Origin of the sequence: Eoetvoesiella sp. (genome assembly GCF_035555955.1) — a bacterium.
In the GTDB taxonomy this organism is placed as follows: domain Bacteria; phylum Pseudomonadota; class Gammaproteobacteria; order Burkholderiales; family Burkholderiaceae_B; genus Eoetvoesia.
Genome location: NZ_DATMGA010000009.1, coordinates 12,318 through 28,721, shown reverse-complemented (window position 1 = coordinate 28,721; position 16,404 = coordinate 12,318). Strand labels below are relative to the sequence as shown.

General features: G+C 61.4%; 15 protein-coding genes. 10 read left to right on the top strand and 5 right to left on the bottom strand.

The window, feature by feature from the left end; all coding sequences use genetic code 11:
- Positions 1-18: 18 nt before the first annotated feature.
- The 8 genes from guaA to VNT00_RS01575 all read left to right on the top strand — a co-directional run bounded on the left by guaA (position 19) and on the right by VNT00_RS01575 (position 8,506).
- The gene (guaA, locus tag VNT00_RS01610; protein WP_325583830.1) at positions 19-1,605 is read left to right on the top strand and encodes a glutamine-hydrolyzing GMP synthase; all 1,587 of its coding nucleotides are present in this window, start codon (positions 19-21) and stop codon (positions 1,603-1,605) included.
- A 287-nt stretch (positions 1,606-1,892) separates the two neighbouring features.
- Positions 1,893-3,287, top strand: coding sequence for an ABC transporter substrate-binding protein (locus VNT00_RS01605; protein WP_325583828.1), 1,395 nt, complete (start codon positions 1,893-1,895; stop codon positions 3,285-3,287).
- Positions 3,284-4,063 (top strand): ABC transporter ATP-binding protein, encoded by a 780-nt coding sequence (locus VNT00_RS01600; protein ID WP_325583826.1) that lies wholly within the window; start codon positions 3,284-3,286, stop codon positions 4,061-4,063. Before VNT00_RS01605 ends, VNT00_RS01600 begins: the two co-directional genes overlap by 4 nt.
- Positions 4,060-4,791, top strand: a complete 732-nt coding sequence (locus VNT00_RS01595) for an ABC transporter ATP-binding protein (RefSeq protein ID WP_325583824.1) — start codon at positions 4,060-4,062, stop codon at positions 4,789-4,791. Before VNT00_RS01600 ends, VNT00_RS01595 begins: the two co-directional genes overlap by 4 nt.
- On the top strand, positions 4,788-5,687 hold the full coding sequence (locus tag VNT00_RS01590; RefSeq protein ID WP_325583822.1) for a branched-chain amino acid ABC transporter permease: 900 nt from the start codon (positions 4,788-4,790) through the stop codon (positions 5,685-5,687). Before VNT00_RS01595 ends, VNT00_RS01590 begins: the two co-directional genes overlap by 4 nt.
- A complete protein-coding gene (locus tag VNT00_RS01585; RefSeq protein ID WP_325583820.1) occupies positions 5,684-6,724 on the top strand; it encodes a branched-chain amino acid ABC transporter permease in 1,041 nt (346 codons plus the stop codon). Before VNT00_RS01590 ends, VNT00_RS01585 begins: the two co-directional genes overlap by 4 nt.
- A 93-nt stretch (positions 6,725-6,817) precedes the next feature.
- On the top strand, positions 6,818-7,579 hold the full coding sequence (locus tag VNT00_RS01580; RefSeq protein ID WP_325583818.1) for an SDR family NAD(P)-dependent oxidoreductase: 762 nt from the start codon (positions 6,818-6,820) through the stop codon (positions 7,577-7,579).
- 69 nt (positions 7,580-7,648) lie between these two features.
- Positions 7,649-8,506, top strand: a complete 858-nt coding sequence (locus VNT00_RS01575; protein WP_325583816.1) for a GNAT family N-acetyltransferase — start codon at positions 7,649-7,651, stop codon at positions 8,504-8,506.
- Between the two features lie 58 nt (positions 8,507-8,564).
- On the opposite strand, the gene VNT00_RS01570 is transcribed toward VNT00_RS01575, so the two are convergent.
- From VNT00_RS01570 to VNT00_RS01560, 3 genes are all read right to left on the bottom strand, one after another.
- Complete coding sequence (locus tag VNT00_RS01570) at positions 8,565-10,490, bottom strand: cytochrome c/FTR1 family iron permease (protein ID WP_325583814.1); 1,926 nt, start codon at positions 10,488-10,490, stop codon at positions 8,565-8,567.
- An 87-nt stretch (positions 10,491-10,577) separates the two neighbouring features.
- Positions 10,578-11,039 carry a MaoC family dehydratase gene (locus tag VNT00_RS01565; RefSeq protein WP_325583812.1) on the bottom strand — a complete coding sequence of 154 codons (462 nt, stop codon included), beginning with the start codon at positions 11,037-11,039 and terminating at the stop codon, positions 10,578-10,580.
- Positions 11,040-11,101: 62 nt separating this feature from the next.
- Positions 11,102-11,995, bottom strand: coding sequence for a LysR family transcriptional regulator (locus VNT00_RS01560; protein ID WP_325583810.1), 894 nt, complete (start codon positions 11,993-11,995; stop codon positions 11,102-11,104).
- A gap of 234 nt (positions 11,996-12,229) precedes the next feature.
- Here VNT00_RS01560 and VNT00_RS01555 point away from each other — a divergent pair, with 234 nt between their 5' ends.
- Entirely contained in the window at positions 12,230-13,477 is a 1,248-nt protein-coding gene (locus VNT00_RS01555; protein WP_325583808.1) for a YbfB/YjiJ family MFS transporter, read from the top strand.
- Positions 13,478-13,513: 36 nt separating this feature from the next.
- Entirely contained in the window at positions 13,514-14,086 is a 573-nt protein-coding gene (locus VNT00_RS01550) for an NADPH-dependent FMN reductase (RefSeq protein ID WP_325583807.1), read from the top strand.
- 54 nt (positions 14,087-14,140) lie between these two features.
- On the opposite strand, the gene VNT00_RS01545 is transcribed toward VNT00_RS01550, so the two are convergent.
- Together VNT00_RS01545 and VNT00_RS01540 are read right to left on the bottom strand one after the other, a co-directional pair.
- Complete coding sequence (locus VNT00_RS01545) at positions 14,141-15,211, bottom strand: aromatic ring-hydroxylating dioxygenase subunit alpha (protein ID WP_325583805.1); 1,071 nt, start codon at positions 15,209-15,211, stop codon at positions 14,141-14,143.
- A 167-nt stretch (positions 15,212-15,378) separates the two neighbouring features.
- Positions 15,379-16,299: a LysR family transcriptional regulator gene (locus VNT00_RS01540; protein ID WP_325583803.1), complete on the bottom strand. Its 921-nt coding sequence runs from the start codon at positions 16,297-16,299 to the stop codon at positions 15,379-15,381.
- Positions 16,300-16,404: the final 105 nt, after the last annotated feature.

The following is a 16,404-nucleotide window of genomic DNA, read 5'->3' as shown; positions in this document are numbered from 1 at the left end:
CCTACAGACTTTCCAGCCATGCACCAGCGTATCCTGATTCTTGATTACGGTTCACAAGTCACCCAGCTCATTGCGCGCCGCGTGCGCGAAGCCGGCGTGTATTGCGAGATCCATCCGGGCGATGTCGACGCGGCCTTCATCGAAGCGCAACAGGGGCTGAAGGGCATCATTCTGTCGGGCAGCCACGCTTCGGCTTATAGCGAAGACTCGCTCAAGGTGCCGGCCAGGGTTTTCGAGGCCGGCGTGCCCGTGCTGGGCATCTGCTACGGCATGCAGTCCATGGCGCTGCAACTGGGCGGCAAGGTCGAATGGTCCGACCATCGCGAATTCGGCTATGCCGAAGTGCGCGCCCGCGGCCATACCCGCCTGCTCGACGGTATCGAGGACTTCACCACCACCGAAGGGCACGGCATGCTCAAGGTGTGGATGAGCCATGGCGACAAAGTTACCCAGTTGCCCCCCGGCTTCAAGCTCATGGCTTCCACCGATTCCTGCCCCATCGCCGGCATGGCCGACGAAGAGCGCGGCTTCTACGCGGTGCAATTCCACCCCGAAGTCACGCACACCGCTCAAGGCCAGGCGCTATTGTCGCGCTTCGTGCATGAAATCTGCGGCTGCGAAGGCGACTGGAACATGCCCGACTACGTGGCCGAGGCCGTGGCCAGCATCCGCGCCCAGGTCGGCAGCGACGAAGTCATCCTGGGCCTTTCCGGTGGCGTCGACTCCTCCGTGGCGGCGGCGCTCATCCACAAAGCCATCGGCGACCAGCTTACCTGCGTGTTCGTCGACCACGGCCTGCTGCGCCTGAATGAAGGCGAACAGGTCATGAGCATGTTCCGCGACCACTTCGGTATGAAGATCGTCCACATCGACGCCACGGATCAGTTCATGGCAAAGCTGGCCGGCGTCTCCGACCCCGAGGCCAAGCGCAAGATCATCGGCCGCGAATTTGTGGAAGTCTTCCAGGCCGAAGCCGGCAAACTCAGCAATGCGCGCTGGCTGGCGCAGGGCACCATCTACCCCGACGTCATCGAATCGGCCGGCGCCAAGACCGGCAAGGCCGTCGCCATCAAGTCGCATCACAATGTGGGCGGCCTGCCCGAAACGCTCAACCTGAAACTGCTCGAGCCGCTGCGCGAACTGTTCAAGGACGAAGTGCGCAAGCTGGGCGTCGCCCTGGGCCTGCCGCACGCCATGGTGTACCGCCATCCTTTCCCCGGTCCTGGCCTGGGCGTGCGTATTCTGGGCGAAGTCAAGAAGGAGTACGCCGACCTGCTGCGCCGCGCCGACGCCATCTTCATCGAAGAGCTGCGCAAGACCGAAGACCCCGTCAGCGGCAAGAACTGGTACGACCTGACCTCCCAGGCCTTCGCCGTCTTCCTGCCGGTCAAGTCGGTGGGCGTCATGGGCGACGGCCGCACCTACGACTACGTCGTGGCCCTGCGCGCCGTGCAGACCTCCGACTTCATGACCGCCGATTGGGCAGAGCTGCCTTACTCGCTGCTCAAGAAGGTCTCGTCGCGCATCATCAATGAAGTACGCGGCATCAACCGCGTTACCTACGACGTATCGAGCAAACCGCCTGCGACAATCGAGTGGGAGTAATTTTCTTTATAAGCTGTTGATTTAACTATTAAAAATAAAAAAATCAATAACTCTCTGTCGCTCGCACTGTTGTGCAGGCCTACCGTATTGCTCGACCCATTGCATGCGCAATGGGTCGATACGCCTGGCTGGGTGGGTTTTACAAGACGCTGGAAAATTTTGGTAAACCTTGGTCGATTGGGTTTACAATTCAGGCACTCACCGAGTTTGCAGTAGGCATTAGGTAACCCGCCCCAGACACGCTGGTGCACGGGTTCCGTGTAATCAGCGATACGGAGGGTTTCACAATGAAAGTTGGTAAAAGAGTAAATGGCGAGCAGGCAAAAAGCATAAAACAACCGCCAGATAGCCCGGCTCCGAACCTGGAGTCAAGCCCAGACAAGAACCTGCCTGAGTCCATGTCGCGCCGTAGAACACTTATCGCGGGCGCCACGGCCGCCGCGGGTGCGGCAGTGATGCTGGGCCGCAGCCACCGGGCCTTTGCGGCCCCCGACCCGGCCAAGGAAATCCGGATCGGCTACATCAGTCCTCGTTCAGGCAATCTCGGCGCGTTCAACAAGTCCGATCCGTACATGCTGTCGCTCATCCGCAAGGCCTTGGCCAACGGAATCACCATCGGGGGCGAGACGTACACGGTCAAGATCCTTGACCGGGACGGCCAGTCAAGCCCGGCGCGGGCCAGCCAGCTCGCCCGGGAACTCATCCACAAAGACCACATTCACCTGATGCTCACGACATCGACGCCCGAGACGGTCAACCCGGTATCGGACGCGTGCGAGGCGGAAGGCGTGCCTAGTATCGGCACCGACTGCCCACTGGAATCCTTCTATTTCGGGCGCGGCGGCAAGCAAGGGCATTTCAAGTGGGCGTTCGATTTCAGTTTTGGCGTTGCGCAATTCGTGGATGCCTACCTTGCGCAGTGGCCCTTGGTAGAAACCAACAAGAAAGTCGCGGTCATGTACCCCAATGACGCAGACGGCAACGGGTTCCGCGGGCATCTCGCGCCGATCCTGGAAAAAAACGGCTACAAGGTCATCGACCCCGGCGCATACGCAGACGGCACCACGGATTTTTCGTCGCAGATTGCCCTGTTCAGGCGTGAGCGCTGCGAGATCTTCAACGAGGTTGGGTTGCCGAGCGACATTCAGGCGTTCTGGCGGCAAGCCGCGCAGCTGCATTTCCTGCAGGATCTGAAAATCGCGCAGTTCAGCAAGTCAGGTAGTTTTGCCGGCCAGATCGAGGCGCTTGGCCCCCTGGGTTACAACGTCTCGGCGGCAACGTTCTGGGCACCGGGGTTTCCCTACAAGTCACCCTTGACCGGCGGAACCTCGAAGGAGCTGGCCGACGGCTACGAGAAGGCCGAAAACGAGATATGGGCGGAGCAGCAAGGGGCGACATTGGCGTTGTTTGAAGTCGGGGTCGCAGCCCTCAAGGCCGCGAAGAATCCCACGGACCATGCAGCGATTCGCGATGTGATCCCCAACATCGACATGATCACGACCCTGGGCAGGGTGAACTTCAAGAAGGGTCCATATCCAAACACAGCCACCACGCCCATGATCGGGGCGCAGTGGGTGAAGACGCCGCCGGGGTCAAAATTCCCGCTGGATTGGGTTGTCGTCAGCAACGCAGAAGATCCGAACGTTCCGATTCAACGCAAGCTTGTCCCTTATAGCCTATGACCGCAGCAGTCGCGGATAACAACGAGGTCGGAGTCTCACCGCGACTGGTGTCAGGGCCGGCGCTGGCGGCTTGCGATGTCAGTGTCAGCTTCGGCGCGTCCCGCGTACTGAATGGCGTCAGCCTCGAAGTTCGTACCGGCGAGCTGGTTGGCATCATTGGCCCCAACGGTGCCGGGAAAACGACGCTTTTTGGCACATTGGTAGGAGCACTGCGCCCGGTCACGGGCGCAGTGCTTTTCGAAGGCACGGATGTGACTCACCAGTCGATGGCCCAGCGGTGCCGTCGCGGGCTGGTCAGAACCCACCAGATTCCCCGCCCATTCAACGGCATGACCGTATTTGAAAACGTATTCGTTGCGGCCGTGAACACCCATGGCCTAAGCCGCAAAGAGGCGTACCAGCGTGCTCTTGACGCCCTGTCCCATACCGACATGCTGGGGGTGGCCAATCGTCGGGCCGAAGAGCTGGGGCTGCTCGACCGCAAACGGCTGGAGCTGTCCCGCACTCTCGCGACAGAGCCAAAAGTATTGCTGCTGGACGAGATCGGAGGAGGCCTCAGCGAGGGCGAATCGATGGAGCTCCTGGCCATGATCCGGGCTCTGAGCGATCGGGGCATTACCATCGTCTGGATCGAACACATGGTGCCGTTGCTGCGAAAGGCAGCGGCCAGGTTCGTCTGCCTTCATCAAGGAAAAATCATCGCTGACGGCAAGCCCGATGAAGTCATGGCCAACCCGATGGTCACGTCGGCGTACCTCGGAGGCAGCGTGCAATGAGCCTGCTCGAGGTTGAGGTTTTGAACGTGCGCCATGGGCTCCTGCAGGCGGTTTGCGACGTGAGCTTCAAGATAGACCGAAGCGAAATCGTGGCGTTCGTGGGCGCCAATGGCGCAGGCAAGACAACCTTGTTTCGCGCGCTCGCGGGCGCCCATATGCCTGCCTCGGGCCGGGTGGTCCTGGATGGCGCCGACGTAACGTCGGTTCCCGACCATCAGCGGGTAAAAAGGGGAATCGCACTGGTGCCCGAGGGCCGCCATCTGTTCAAGGACCTGACCGTATACGAGAACCTCGCCCTTGCCAACGCGGCAGGCCGCAAGGGGGCATGGAGCATCGACTCGGTGTTCGACGTTTTTCCCAATCTCGTCCCGCATCTCAGGCAGAAAGCCGGGACGCTTTCCGGGGGCGAGCAGCAGGCTGCGGCAATCGGGCGGGCCCTGATCACCAATCCGGACGTTCTGCTGCTCGACGAGGTGTCGCTGGGGCTGTCTCCGGCGGCGGTGGAAAATGTTTATGCCTCGATCGGGCGTCTTGTGGGCGCCGCTACGACCATTCTGCTGGTCGAGCAGGATCTGGATCGTGCCTTGTCCGTGGCGACCCGCGTCATTTGCATGCTCGAGGGGCGGGTCGTGCTCGAGGATGCCGTGGGCAAGCTCAGTCGGGAGCAGATCATCGAGGCGTATTTCGGGACCCGTCAAACACGCAGCGAAGGAGTGACCACGCAATGAACTGGATCGGCGCGCTGGTGCAAGGGATACTGCTTGGCGGCCATTACGCGTTGATAGCGTGCGGCCTCGCGTTCATGTATTCGGTCATGCGCATCATCAATCTGGCCCACGGGACCTTGGTGGTCGTTGCCAGTTTTGCATTCTGGGTGCTTGCCGCCAACTGGGGCATCAACCCCTTTCTTGCCGCCATCGGGGTCGTTCCCGCCATGGCCCTTCTGGGCTGGGGATTCCAACGAGGCGTCCTCGACCCGAGCAGCCGTTTCGGGCTGCTGGTTCCCATACTGGCGACTTTCGGTTTTGCCATTCTTGTCAACAACCTGCTGTTCCTTCAATTCGGCGCCAGTCCGCATTCACTCGCACCCTACATCGGCACATTGTCCTACAGCAGCTGGACCATCGGGCCCGACCTCTACGTCGGCAAGCTGGCGGTGCTGATCTTTGTCGTGGCGGTGGCGCTATTCGGCGGGTTGAGCCTGTTCCTGGCCAAGACCCAGCTGGGGCGGGCCATCCGGGCCACCTCCGAGGATCCGGCAACGGTGGGACTGGTCGGAATCAGCGCGCGCAAGATCAATGCCATTGCGGCGGCAATTGCACTGGGAACTGTTGGCATCGCCGGCATGTTCCTCGTCATGCGGGACGGGGTAACGCCTTATTCCGGCATGGCGGTGCTGCTGTTTGCCTTCGAGGCCGCGGAAATCGGCGGCGCCGATTCGTTGTGGAGGACGTTGCTGGGAGGAATGATACTGGGCGTCGCGCAATCGTTTGGCGCCTTGCTGAGCCCGCAAGGCTTCTTGATTGCCGGTCATAGTGTGTTTTTGCTGATCGTCATAGGCAGAGTGGTGTTGTCAAAGCCTTCACTCGGGCAAATCAAGGCTAGGTTGGCGCAATGGGTATGATGCCAGGTTCCGTTACCCAGACCGAGGCCCTTCGCATCGAGCGCTGGACCAGGACCGCAGTGATCGCGATAGGGGCCATCGTTGTCGCGCTCGTTGTGCTGGCTTTCGGGCCCATGTTCCTGGGCGCGGATGCCATCGGCAGCCTCACCAGGCTCTTCATTTACGTGATTCTCGCGGTAATGTGGAATGCCCTGGCCGGTTACGGCGGGATGGTTTCGATCGGGCAGCAGGGGTTTTTCGGGCTTGGGGCCTATTTTGTGATTCGCCTCGCGGGCTTTGGCTTGAATCCATATGTCGCCATCCTTGTGGGGGCGGTGGGCGTCGGGCTATTATCTGTTCCCATTTCGGCAATCATCCTGAAGCTGACGGAAGGCCGGTTCGCGATCGCGACCTGGGTGGTTGCCGAGCTTGCCGTGCTGCTTGTCATGTTCGATCCCATTATCAACGGCGAAACCGGCACGTCGCTGTCGCAGCTCATGGCCTATTCGCCATCGGTGCATCGCGCGTTGACCTACTGGTCGGCGCTGGGTTTCATGGTCGCGCTTCTGGCCGTCATGTTTGCGCTATTGCGCAGCCCGATCGGCGCCTCCATCCAGGCCATTCGCGACGATACGGATGCGGCCGAGGCCGTGGGCGTAAAGGTGCTGAACACCAAGCGCATCCTGTACGTCCTGGCAGCCTTTGGCGGGGCGGTTGCGGGTGCGCTGTGGGTGGCAAGCACCATTACGTTTCAGCCCAACTCCTTCTTCTCGGTGCAATGGTCGGCCTTCATGATCTTCATGGCGCTGGTCGGCGGCATCGGCACCTTCGAAGGCGCCATCGTTGGTGCCATCATATTTTTTCTGGTAGAGAATTTTCTTGGTTCGACCGGCGTGTGGTACCTGATTTTCCTGGGGGCGACGGCGCTTGCCTTTGCCTTGTTCCTGCCGCGCGGCATCTGGGGTACGGTCGAGCGGCGCTTCGGGATCAATCTGCTTCCCGTGGGTTATCGGGTACGCCTGGAGGCTTTGCGGGCGAGCTTGTCGCGGCGCCCGTAGGCTGGCCGAAACCGTTGCCGACGGCCGCGGTCCGCGAGTGTTGCGCGCCATGAATGCGGGGCGAAGCCAAGGCATGGATCAAGGAGGTATGTCGTGGAGAAGTTGCTGAGTGGAAAAGTGTGCGTATTGACGGGCGGAGCCGGCAGCATCGGCCTGTCGACGGCCCAGCTGTTCCTTGCCGAGGGCGCGCGTGTCACGCTGGTCGATCTGGATGAAAAACGCCTCGCGGATGCCGTGGCGGAACTCGACAGCCCCGATGTCGTCGGCGCGGTCGCCGATGTGTCCGATGCGCGGGATGTGGAAGCGTGTTTTCGCGAGACGGTCGGGCGGTGGGGCAAGGTCGACGTAATCTTCAGCAACGCCGGCAACTTTGGCGTCATCGCTCCCATCGTGGATTATCCCGAGAGCGCTTTCGACCAGTTGTATGCCACCCATGTAAAGGGCGCGATGCTGACTTGCAAGTACGGCGTGCCTGTGATGAACGACGGGGGCAGCATCATCATCACTTCCAGCGTGGCCGGCTTGCGTGGCGATCCGGGCGTCTATGCTTACATCACCGTCAAGCATGCGCAGGTTGGATTCATGCGGGCGCTGGCCAAGGAGCTGGCGCCGCGTCGCATCCGTGTCAACACCTTGCATCCGGGCCCGGTGGACAACGGCTTTCAAAAACGCATCGAGGAGGAACTGGGTGCATCCATCGGCGCCGACGGCACCGAGTTCTTCAACCAGATGATTCCGCTTGGACGCCACGCGCGGCCCGACGAAATCGCTTTCTCGGTGTTGTATCTGGCCTCCGACATGAGCTGCTTTACCACCGGAAGCCAGTTGGTCGTCGATGGTGGCATGAGCGCGTGATTGGCGTGTCGGCATGCTGCTGTCCGGAATAAGCCCAAGGCGCCGGCGCACAGGTTTCAGGAGGTACCCATGGCGGGAAAATATCATGTTCGCACGATGCGGCGGGAAGAACTGGATTTCGCCGTGGATCTTGCGGCGGCTGAAGGCTGGAATCCTGGTTTGCACGATGCGGCGGCTTTTTTCGCGGCCGATCCCGGCGGCTTTCTTGTGGGTTTGCTGGACGACGAGCCCATAGGCTGCATCTCGGCGGTGCGCTATGGAAATGGCTTTGGTTTCCTGGGTTTTTACATCGTGACCGAGTCCCACCGAGGCCGTGGCTATGGCCTGCAATTGTGGAACGGCGCCTTGCGGCAGTTCGGCGCGCGCAATGTGGGCCTGGATGGCGTGCAGGCGCAACAGGACAACTACCGCAAATCGGGCTTCAAGCTGGCCTACAGCAATATACGCTATGCCTGGGAAGGACCCGGGCCGGGCGCGGAAGCGGCGTGTTTTCCCAACATTGTCGAGATAGGCAGCATCGGCGCGAGCACCATCGCACGCTATGATCGGCTTGTATTTCCGGCGGATCGCCAGGCGTTTCTCGACGCCTGGCTCAAGTCGCCGGGCGCGGTGGCCTTGGCCTGGCAAGAAGACCGGGCGTTGCGCGGCTACGGCGTCATTCGCCCCTGCCGCGAAGGCTGGAAGGTGGGCCCGCTGTTTGCCGATGACGAGGCCATCGCGGCCTCGCTGTTGCTGGCTCTGGCCAAAGAGGCCCGGGGCGGCGGGCCGGTGTTTCTGGATGTGCCGGAACCCAACGCGGCCGCCATGCGTCTTGCCGCGGGCCTAGGCATGCAGGAGGTGTTCGGCACGGCCCGCATGTACAACCGGCAAACGCCGGATATCGCCCTGGAAAAGATATTCGGCGTCACCACGTTCGAGCTTGGCTGATCAGCCCCGCCAGTGCCGGGAAGCCGGGCGGGGGCTGGAGGCCCAGGATTCCGCCTTGTCAGGCAGTCTGGGGCTTGCGTGCGCTAAGGAGATTGAATCCGAAACCTCCCACTGCAATGACCAGCACGACCAGTTGCGCCACGAGGGTCTCCAGCGTGGGGTAGATGCCCAGAACTTCGATGCGTGGAGCCCAGAGCGGGTGCACGCCCACCCAACCCGCTTCCTGCAGGCCGGCGACGCCCTTGCCGATGAGGACAATCGCAAGCACGGCCACCAGGACGGACGTGATGGAGAAGAACTTGCCGATGGGCATGCGCGCGCTGGTGCGCAACAGCGCCCAGGCGATGACCGCCAGCAGCACGACGGCCGTCAGGAAACCCGCCAGCAGCGCGCCGCCGTTGCCGTCGGCGGCAAGCGCGGAATAGAACAGCACGGTTTCGAAGACCTCGCGGTAGACGGCGATGAAGGCCAGCGCGAATAGGGCCCAGGCCGAGCGGCGCGTCATGGCTGACGACAATTTTTCGTGGAGATACGCCTGCCAGCGGCCTGCGCTGCTTTTTTGATGCATCCACAAGCCTACGCTCAGCAGCACCACGGCCGCGAAGACGGAACCGACGCCCTCGGTGACTTCACGGCTGGCGCCGCTGATCGCCACCAGATAGGTCGCCACTGCCCAGGTCAGTCCACCTGCGACCAGGGCGCTTATCCAGCCGGCATGAACGTGATGCAGCACGTCCCGGCGCTCGGCTTTTTTCAGGAAGGCAATCATGCCGACCACGATCAAAAGCGCTTCGACGCCTTCGCGCAGCAGGATGGTGAGCGCGCCGATGAAGGTCGTCATGGGCTCGGCCTGGGCCGCGCCCAGCTCGGTGTCGACTTGCCGGAACAGATCGTGCAGGTGGGCGGCTGCGGTTTCGGCTTGCGCGGTGTCGCCTTTGGAGACCGCCGAACGATAGTTCAGCATGGCGTCTTCCACCGCCACCAGCAGCGATTTATTGCGCGCGCCGACCACGGGTTCGATGGGCTCGAAACCGTCCAGGTAGGCCGACAGGCCGAGCCTCGTCGCATTTGTCTTGTCCCCCGCATGCAGCGCGGCCAGGCTTTCCTTGAGGCGCTGGCGGGCCAGCGACAAGCCGCCCGTGGCAGCGCCCGATTCCACCACATCAGGGTGGGCGCGCAGGTAGGCGGTTACGTCCCTGGCGTCTTCCTTGGGCATGGTTTGCGCGGCGGCCGCCTCGGTGACTGTCGTAACCGCGGCCAGGTCGGGGAAACGGCTTTTTACGGTGGAGTCTTCCTTCCAGAGTTGCTCGCCGTGCTTGCGCATGGCGTCGTCGTGCGAAAGTGTGCCCACGTAGAAGGCCAGGGCCCAGCGGTCTTCGTCGCTCAGCGAAGAGAAACTGGGCATGGAGGTGCCCGATACGCCTTGGGAAATGACTTGATAAAGTGCCATCACGCTGCGCGACGCGGCGCGATCCGCGTCGGTGAAGGCGATGGGCGGGGGATCCAGCTTGTCGGCGAGCGGGCCGTCGCCGCCACCCTTGGCGCCGTGGCAGGAGGCGCACTGCGCGGCATACAGGCTGGCGCCGTGCATCAGGTCGGGCAGCGACTTGGGCGCCACCGGAATGGGGTAGGCGGCGATCAGCAGCGCATTGGCGTGATGGGCCAGGCGGGCAACCTCTGCCGCGTCGGCTTTGTGCTCGACCGCGGCGCGAAGGCCGCCGATGGCGGCCGCGATGGCGTCTTTTGACGCATGGGCCGGAAGCTGCTGGATTTGCTTGGCGGCGTTGTCGGTGAAGTCCAGCATTTCCGCATACTCGCTTTCGCTTTCGACCTTGCCGTTGGCCACGGCCCCGCCGTAGTCCACGGCGACGTAGTCCAGCAATTGCCACAGCTGCTTGGCATCGGCGGGGGGAGGAGCGGATTGTGCAGATGCCGTACCCGCGACAAGAAGGCACGCTGCGATGGTGATCAACCAGTGTTTCATTGCGATTTTAATTTGAATAGGAATCATTCTTGAATTGTAGTATAGATAATGCATCCGTGGCGGCCATGACGGAGACTTTTCCGCCGTTCAGGCCGGCTTTCGGAATGCCAGCAATTTTGCGACCAGGCGCTGGCACACTTCGCCGTCTTGATTCAGAGTGAGGCTTTCCACCGTTACGATGCCCTGGTTTGGCTTGGATCGGGACGCGGCGACGTCGATCACCGTGCTTTTCACGTGAAGAACATCGCCAGGCCGGGTGGGGCGCGGCCAGGATATCTCGCCGCCCGCTCCGATGACGCCTTGCGCGAATGGCAGGCTTTCCACCAGCAGCTTCATGGTGATGGCTCCGGTGTGCCAGCCGCTTGCCGCCAGGCCGCGGAAGAACGTGTTCTTTGCGGCGGCTTCATCGAGATGGAAAGGCTGAGGGTCGAACTGCCGGGCGAAATCAACGATCTGGCCGGCGTCGACCAGGTATTCGGAGCTGAGGAATTCATCGCCCGGCGCAATATCGTCGAGGTGGATTTTTTCTTGAGAAGCGTTTGTCGGCATTTAACGGATTCCTTTTTGTCGGTGGTGTATGGCCGCGGTAGGCTGGCCGCAGGGAAAACCTCTTACATATGCTCCTGATATCGGCCAGTCTGGTGAAAGCGAGCCGCTGCTTGCAGGAATTCCGAGAGCGCACTGGAAACGTAGCTATCGCGGCGGCGGATGAACAGCGTTTGAACGTGCGCTTGTTCGCGGGGAAGGCGGTGCAGGGCGATTTTCTTGGTTTCGGCTGCCTGCACGACGACGCCTCTCGGTAGCAGTGTGATTCCGATGCCGGCGGAAACACAGCTCAGGATGGCGTCGAGCGAGCCGAACTCCAGGGGTTTGGCCGTCACGATGCCCAGGCCCGATAGATACGATTCCAGCCGTTGTCGATAAGAGCATCCGGATTGAAAGACAACTGTGCGTAGCTCTGTGGCATTCGCCAGGTCTTTTGGCGATTGGATGGCGGGGCTGGTAGCTAGTACCAACTCTTCGGTGAAGATTGTTTCTTGATGCAGGTCGGGATGCGTGACCGGCCCTGCGACAAAAGCGCCGTCCAGCCGCGACTCCAGGACTTCGAGCAGCAGTTTGGCCGTCGTGCCGGTGTTGACGACGAGGCGGACATCCGGATAGCGTCTGGCGAAATCCGTTAGAAGCGGAGACAGACGAAGTGCCGTCGTGGTTTCCAATGCGCCCAGCAAAAGAGAGCCGTTGGGCGTGCCCTCATCCTTGGCGGCTGTCCGGGCTTCGGCGATGAGCTTGGCGACCCTGTTTGCGAAAGGCAGGAGGCGTTGTCCCGCCGGAGTCGTTACGACCCCCCGCGCATGGCGCTTGAAAAGCTCGACGCCAAGTTCGGTTTCCAGGGCACGGATCCGTGTTGTCACATTTGACTGAACGGTATGCAACTCGGTTGCCGCCTTGTTCATGCTTTCGTGGCGGGCGACCGCCTCGAATGTTTTCAGATCAGCTATGTCCATATATTCCCTATTGAAATGGAAATGCGTAATGGCGAAGCGTGCCGGGGCGATGTTGCCGCTCGGGCCGAAGTTCTTAATATATGCGCCATTGGCGACGTTTTGAGCAGAAATATCATCTACCGCTGAAGTTTACTACTTATCTTTTTTATAGATATAAATAATCTGATAAATTCAATTTTCAAGATTGGATATCGCGCGTAGCCTTGTTTCATTCACATGGACAAAGGACTATTCATGAGCAAGCCTGCAATCCACCAGGAGACCAAGACGCGCGATGGCCGGACTGTGGCCGCATGGCGGGGAGTGCTGTCAGGCTTTTGCGCCAGCCTGGTCGGTATCGGGCTGGCGCGTTTTGCGTATACGCCGTTATTGCCTGCCATTGTCGATGCTCGCTGGTTCGACCCATCGAAAGCTGCATATTTGGGCGCTGCCAACCTCGCGGGCTATTTGGCTGGCGCTCTGGCCGGCGGGTTTCTTGCGGGCAGGGTGTCGACGCCCACGGTGCTGCGAAGCGCAATGGTGCTTGCAACACTTGCCTTCTTTGCCTGCGCCCATCCTGCTTCATTCCTTTGGTTCTTCGCATGGCGCTTGCTTGCCGGTTTTTCCGGTGGCACCCTTATGGTGCTTGCCGCACCCTTGGTGCTACCCGGGATTTCGCCAGCGCGTCGCGGCGTGGCAAGCGGGGCCATCTTCATGGGAGTCGGCGCGGGGGTTGTTGCATCCGGCACAATGGTTCCGTGGCTGCTTGGAGGGAGCCTGAGCGGGGCCTGGATCGGTTTGGGTCTTCTTTCTCTGCTGTTGACGGCGATTGCCTGGCGGGGATGGCCTTCCGATGCGTTGACGCCGGCGCCGTCAGCCGAACCTTGTCATCGCGCACCTCCGGCCAGGCTTCTCTTGTGGCCGCTGTATATCGAATATGCCTTGAACGCGGCTGGCTGGGTGCCGCACATGATTTTTCTCGTGGACTTTGTGGCGCGTGGGCTTGGGCAGGGGCTTCGAGCTGGCGCCGGATATTGGGTACTCTTTGGCGCGGGGGCGACCGCGGGCCCGGTTCTGGCTGGCATGCTGGCGGATCGCATCGGTTTCGGACGTGCCCTGCGTTTCGCCTTTGCGTTGGAAATATTCGGTGTGGCGGCTCCTGCCTTGGATGTTGATGCTTTCTGGCTGGCTGCATCCAGCGTAGTTGTGGGGGCATTTGTCACCGGCACGGTTCCTTTGGTGCTGGGACGTGTGCAGGAATTGCTGGCGCATCGTCCCGCTCAACAGAATTCCGCCTGGAGAACCGCCACGGTGGGGTTCGCTTTGTCCCAGGCGGCCGCGGCGTACGGATTGTCCTTCGTCTTTTCCCGCAGTGGTGGCGATTACCGCTGGTTGTTTTTCATTGGCGCAGTTGCCATGGCAATGGCGCTGGCGCTCGATATAGCGGTGTCCGCCAGGCAGGCCAATAGCGCCGTTGCCGGCTCGACCGTTCGATTCCGATGAGTTAGGGGTATTATTATTTACTCGAGGAGAACGCTCATGATCAAGCTGGTTGGCATTGCCGGAAGCCTGCGCCGCCGTTCCTACAACCGGGGGCTGCTTCGCGCGGCGGCGGAGTCCTTGCCGGATGGCGTGACGCTTCAGGCCGCATCCATCGACGACGTTCCGTTGTACAACGGGGACATCGAGCAGGAGCAGGGCATTCCGGCTTCGGTGGCCAGGCTTAAAAGCGAAATCGAGGCTGCCGACGGCCTGTTGCTGGTCACGCCCGAGTACAACAACGGCATTCCCGGCGTATTCAAGAACGCGATCGACTGGGCTTCGCGTCCTCCCGCCGACGGCGTGCGCATATTCACGGGTAAGCCGGTGGCATTGATCGGAGCCTCCCCCGGCGGTTTTGGAACCGTGTTGTCGCAAAGCGGCTGGCTGCCGGTGCTGCGCACGCTGGGCACCCAGTTGTGGGTCGAACAGCGCCTGCTCGTGTCGCGCGCCGGCGAACGGTTCGATCAGGAAGGCAATCTTGTCGACGACGGCACCCGGCAGCAACTGGCCCAGTTCATGGCGGGGTTTGCCCAGTACGTGCAGCGCTGCCTGGATGCCAGGCCTAAATAGCGGCTGGCCGGGGCCCGCCTGAATCGGGGCGCTTCGTCCAGCTGCGCACAGCCGTCAGCGTATGGCGGTTTCTGCTTCGCAATCCATTGCCGCGGCCTCGGCGGATTGCTCCTTCGACTGCAACCGTTCGATCTGCCTGCGTATGCGCAAGGGCGCATTGTCGATGGCGATGCGCGCATATTCCCTGACTCCTGTTCGTTCCTGCTCGCGCTGAATGAATTCGAGCAGCGTCGCGTCCTCCTCGAATGTCTGGTTCATGAGGCGCGCCACATCGTCGGAGGCCTGCGGATCGTCGGGGTGGTAGTTTCGCAGATGAAGCCAGAAATAGTGCGTGGTGGATTCTGTCTCGGGTGTCAGGAAGTTGAAGCTGAATGAGCGGAACCCCCGGTCCTTGTTCGCTTCGGTGGGCTCCGTCCCCACGGGGATACAGCCGAAGTCGACGTATGAAATCGAGGGCAGGTGCAGATAGTAGTACTGCCATCTATCCACATTGCCGGCCAGCTTGCCCATGCGTTCGACGAGCGGAACCTGGGGCGCGTCGTTTATCCAGCGATAAGCCAGCACATGGGAGTCGCTTTGCTCGACCTTGACGCCGACCTCTTCGCCGGCGGCATTGCCGATGGTGTTCTTGTGCACGTAGCTGGTATGGGCCGGGTCGACGAGATTGTCGGTGATGTTCAGGTAATTGGACTTGAAGTGCAGGTATTGGCCATCGACCAGCCCCCAGCCCGGGTCGCCGTAATGGGGAACGTCGATGATGGCGGTTGTGTCGGCTTGCTCGGGGTCTCCCATCCAGACCCATATGGCATTGTATTTTTCCATCACGGGAAAAGCCCGCACTTGCGCCTCGGTCGGAATGTTTCGTTGCCCCGGCACACGTATGCAGGTTCCCGAGCAATCGAAGGTCAAGCCGTGATAGCCGCATTGCACGGAATCGCCTTTCAGTTCGCCCAGCGACAAAGGCGCCAATTTGTGGGGGCATCGATCCACAAGCGCGACGGCCTCGCCGTTTTCCTTGCGATACAACAGGATCTGCTGCCCGAGCAGGGTGCGAGGCAATAGTTCGCGCCTGACTTCATTGCCCCAGGCCGCGACATACCAGGCGTTGTTCACGAAAGTGCCCATATCATCTCCTTGGCAGCCAAAACTTTTTCAAGCTGTATGGAGGCAGTATAGGGAGCCGATGTGTTGCTGCATATTGGCAAATTAACAGCATCGTGTTGCGTGCTTTGCAACGCTGCGCGGTGGCGCCTGGGAATGTTTCGGGTCCGAAGTCCGGAGGTTTTTGCTTCCTAGGTTTCCAGGTCTTCCTGGCCGGCGTACCGCCGCAGTTCTTCGCCCAGCAATGCGGCGCATACCTCGATGGCCGGCGGCAGGGTGCGTTCGGCACGGACATAGATTCCCAGTTGGGCCACGGGCACATTGTCCCGCAGGCGTTTGTAGACCAGCCGGCCATCCTCGAGCAGCGCGTCCAGGCCGACACGGGTATGAAATGCAAGCCCGCGCCCGCGCGCCGCCAGTTGCCGCATCAGCTCGATGGAATCGGTATGCAGGAGCGATGGCAGCGAGGACGGCAGGGCGGCCAGAAAGGGCTCGAGCAGCGTGTGCAGGGCTACGCCGGGGCTGGCCAGGATAAGCGGATAGCCGATGCATTCGCGCAGCTCGACGCTGGGTTTGTTGGCAAGGGGGTGGCTGGGGGCCATGATGGCTCCCAGCCTGAAGCGCTCTGCCTGAAGACATCGAAGCTCGGCGCGCGGCGGCAACGAAAAAGCGACGCCGATATCCGCGTCGCCGTTCAGGACTCTTTCCCCCACCTGGGTAGAGCCGTGCGCGAAGGTCTGGATGCGAACCCCTGGATGGCGGGCCATCATTGTTTCCAGCGCGTTGGGGAGGAAATCGGTATTGAGCCCTTCGGCGCATGCCACGCGTACCTCGCCCCGTTCCATGCCCTGCAGCTTCGCCAGTTCGAGCTGAGTGCGCTGTTCGTCCTGAAGCACGGTAATGACATGCTGGGCAAAGATTTCCCCCGCCTGGGTCAGTTCCAGGCCTTTGGGCAGGCGATCGAACAGCGGTTCACCGATCTCTTCCTCCAGGTTCAGCAACTGGCGGTTCACCGCGGAAGGGTCGACATGCAGTTGCCGCGCGGCCGCCCGGATCGAGCCCAATCTTCGTATCGCGTCGAAATACCTGATAGCCTTGGCATGAACGTGCATGCGAAGTCCCCTTGGATCGTTTGCGTCTGACGAGCATAAACCATGGATGCGGATCGCGACAGCGCCGTTGCTGCCGGCTCGGCGTGCCCCGGGCGATACGTCGCG

Excerpts from the sequence above, each read along its gene's own strand:
- guaA (WP_325583830.1), top strand. The coding sequence starts at position 19 with ATGCACCAGCGTATCCTGATTCTTGATTACGGTTCACAAGTCACCCAG.
- VNT00_RS01605 (WP_325583828.1), top strand. The coding sequence starts at position 1,893 with ATGAAAGTTGGTAAAAGAGTAAATGGCGAGCAGGCAAAAAGCATAAAA.
- VNT00_RS01600 (WP_325583826.1), top strand. The coding sequence starts at position 3,284 with ATGACCGCAGCAGTCGCGGATAACAACGAGGTCGGAGTCTCACCGCGA.
- VNT00_RS01595 (WP_325583824.1), top strand. The coding sequence starts at position 4,060 with ATGAGCCTGCTCGAGGTTGAGGTTTTGAACGTGCGCCATGGGCTCCTG.
- VNT00_RS01590 (WP_325583822.1), top strand. The coding sequence starts at position 4,788 with ATGAACTGGATCGGCGCGCTGGTGCAAGGGATACTGCTTGGCGGCCAT.
- VNT00_RS01585 (WP_325583820.1), top strand. The coding sequence starts at position 5,684 with ATGATGCCAGGTTCCGTTACCCAGACCGAGGCCCTTCGCATCGAGCGC.
- VNT00_RS01575 (WP_325583816.1), top strand. The coding sequence starts at position 7,649 with ATGGCGGGAAAATATCATGTTCGCACGATGCGGCGGGAAGAACTGGAT.
- VNT00_RS01570 (WP_325583814.1), bottom strand. The coding sequence starts at position 10,490 with ATGAAACACTGGTTGATCACCATCGCAGCGTGCCTTCTTGTCGCGGGT.
- VNT00_RS01565 (WP_325583812.1), bottom strand. The coding sequence starts at position 11,039 with ATGCCGACAAACGCTTCTCAAGAAAAAATCCACCTCGACGATATTGCG.
- VNT00_RS01560 (WP_325583810.1), bottom strand. The coding sequence starts at position 11,995 with ATGGACATAGCTGATCTGAAAACATTCGAGGCGGTCGCCCGCCACGAA.
- VNT00_RS01555 (WP_325583808.1), top strand. The coding sequence starts at position 12,230 with ATGAGCAAGCCTGCAATCCACCAGGAGACCAAGACGCGCGATGGCCGG.
- VNT00_RS01550 (WP_325583807.1), top strand. The coding sequence starts at position 13,514 with ATGATCAAGCTGGTTGGCATTGCCGGAAGCCTGCGCCGCCGTTCCTAC.
- VNT00_RS01545 (WP_325583805.1), bottom strand. The coding sequence starts at position 15,211 with ATGGGCACTTTCGTGAACAACGCCTGGTATGTCGCGGCCTGGGGCAAT.
- VNT00_RS01540 (WP_325583803.1), bottom strand. The coding sequence starts at position 16,299 with ATGCACGTTCATGCCAAGGCTATCAGGTATTTCGACGCGATACGAAGA.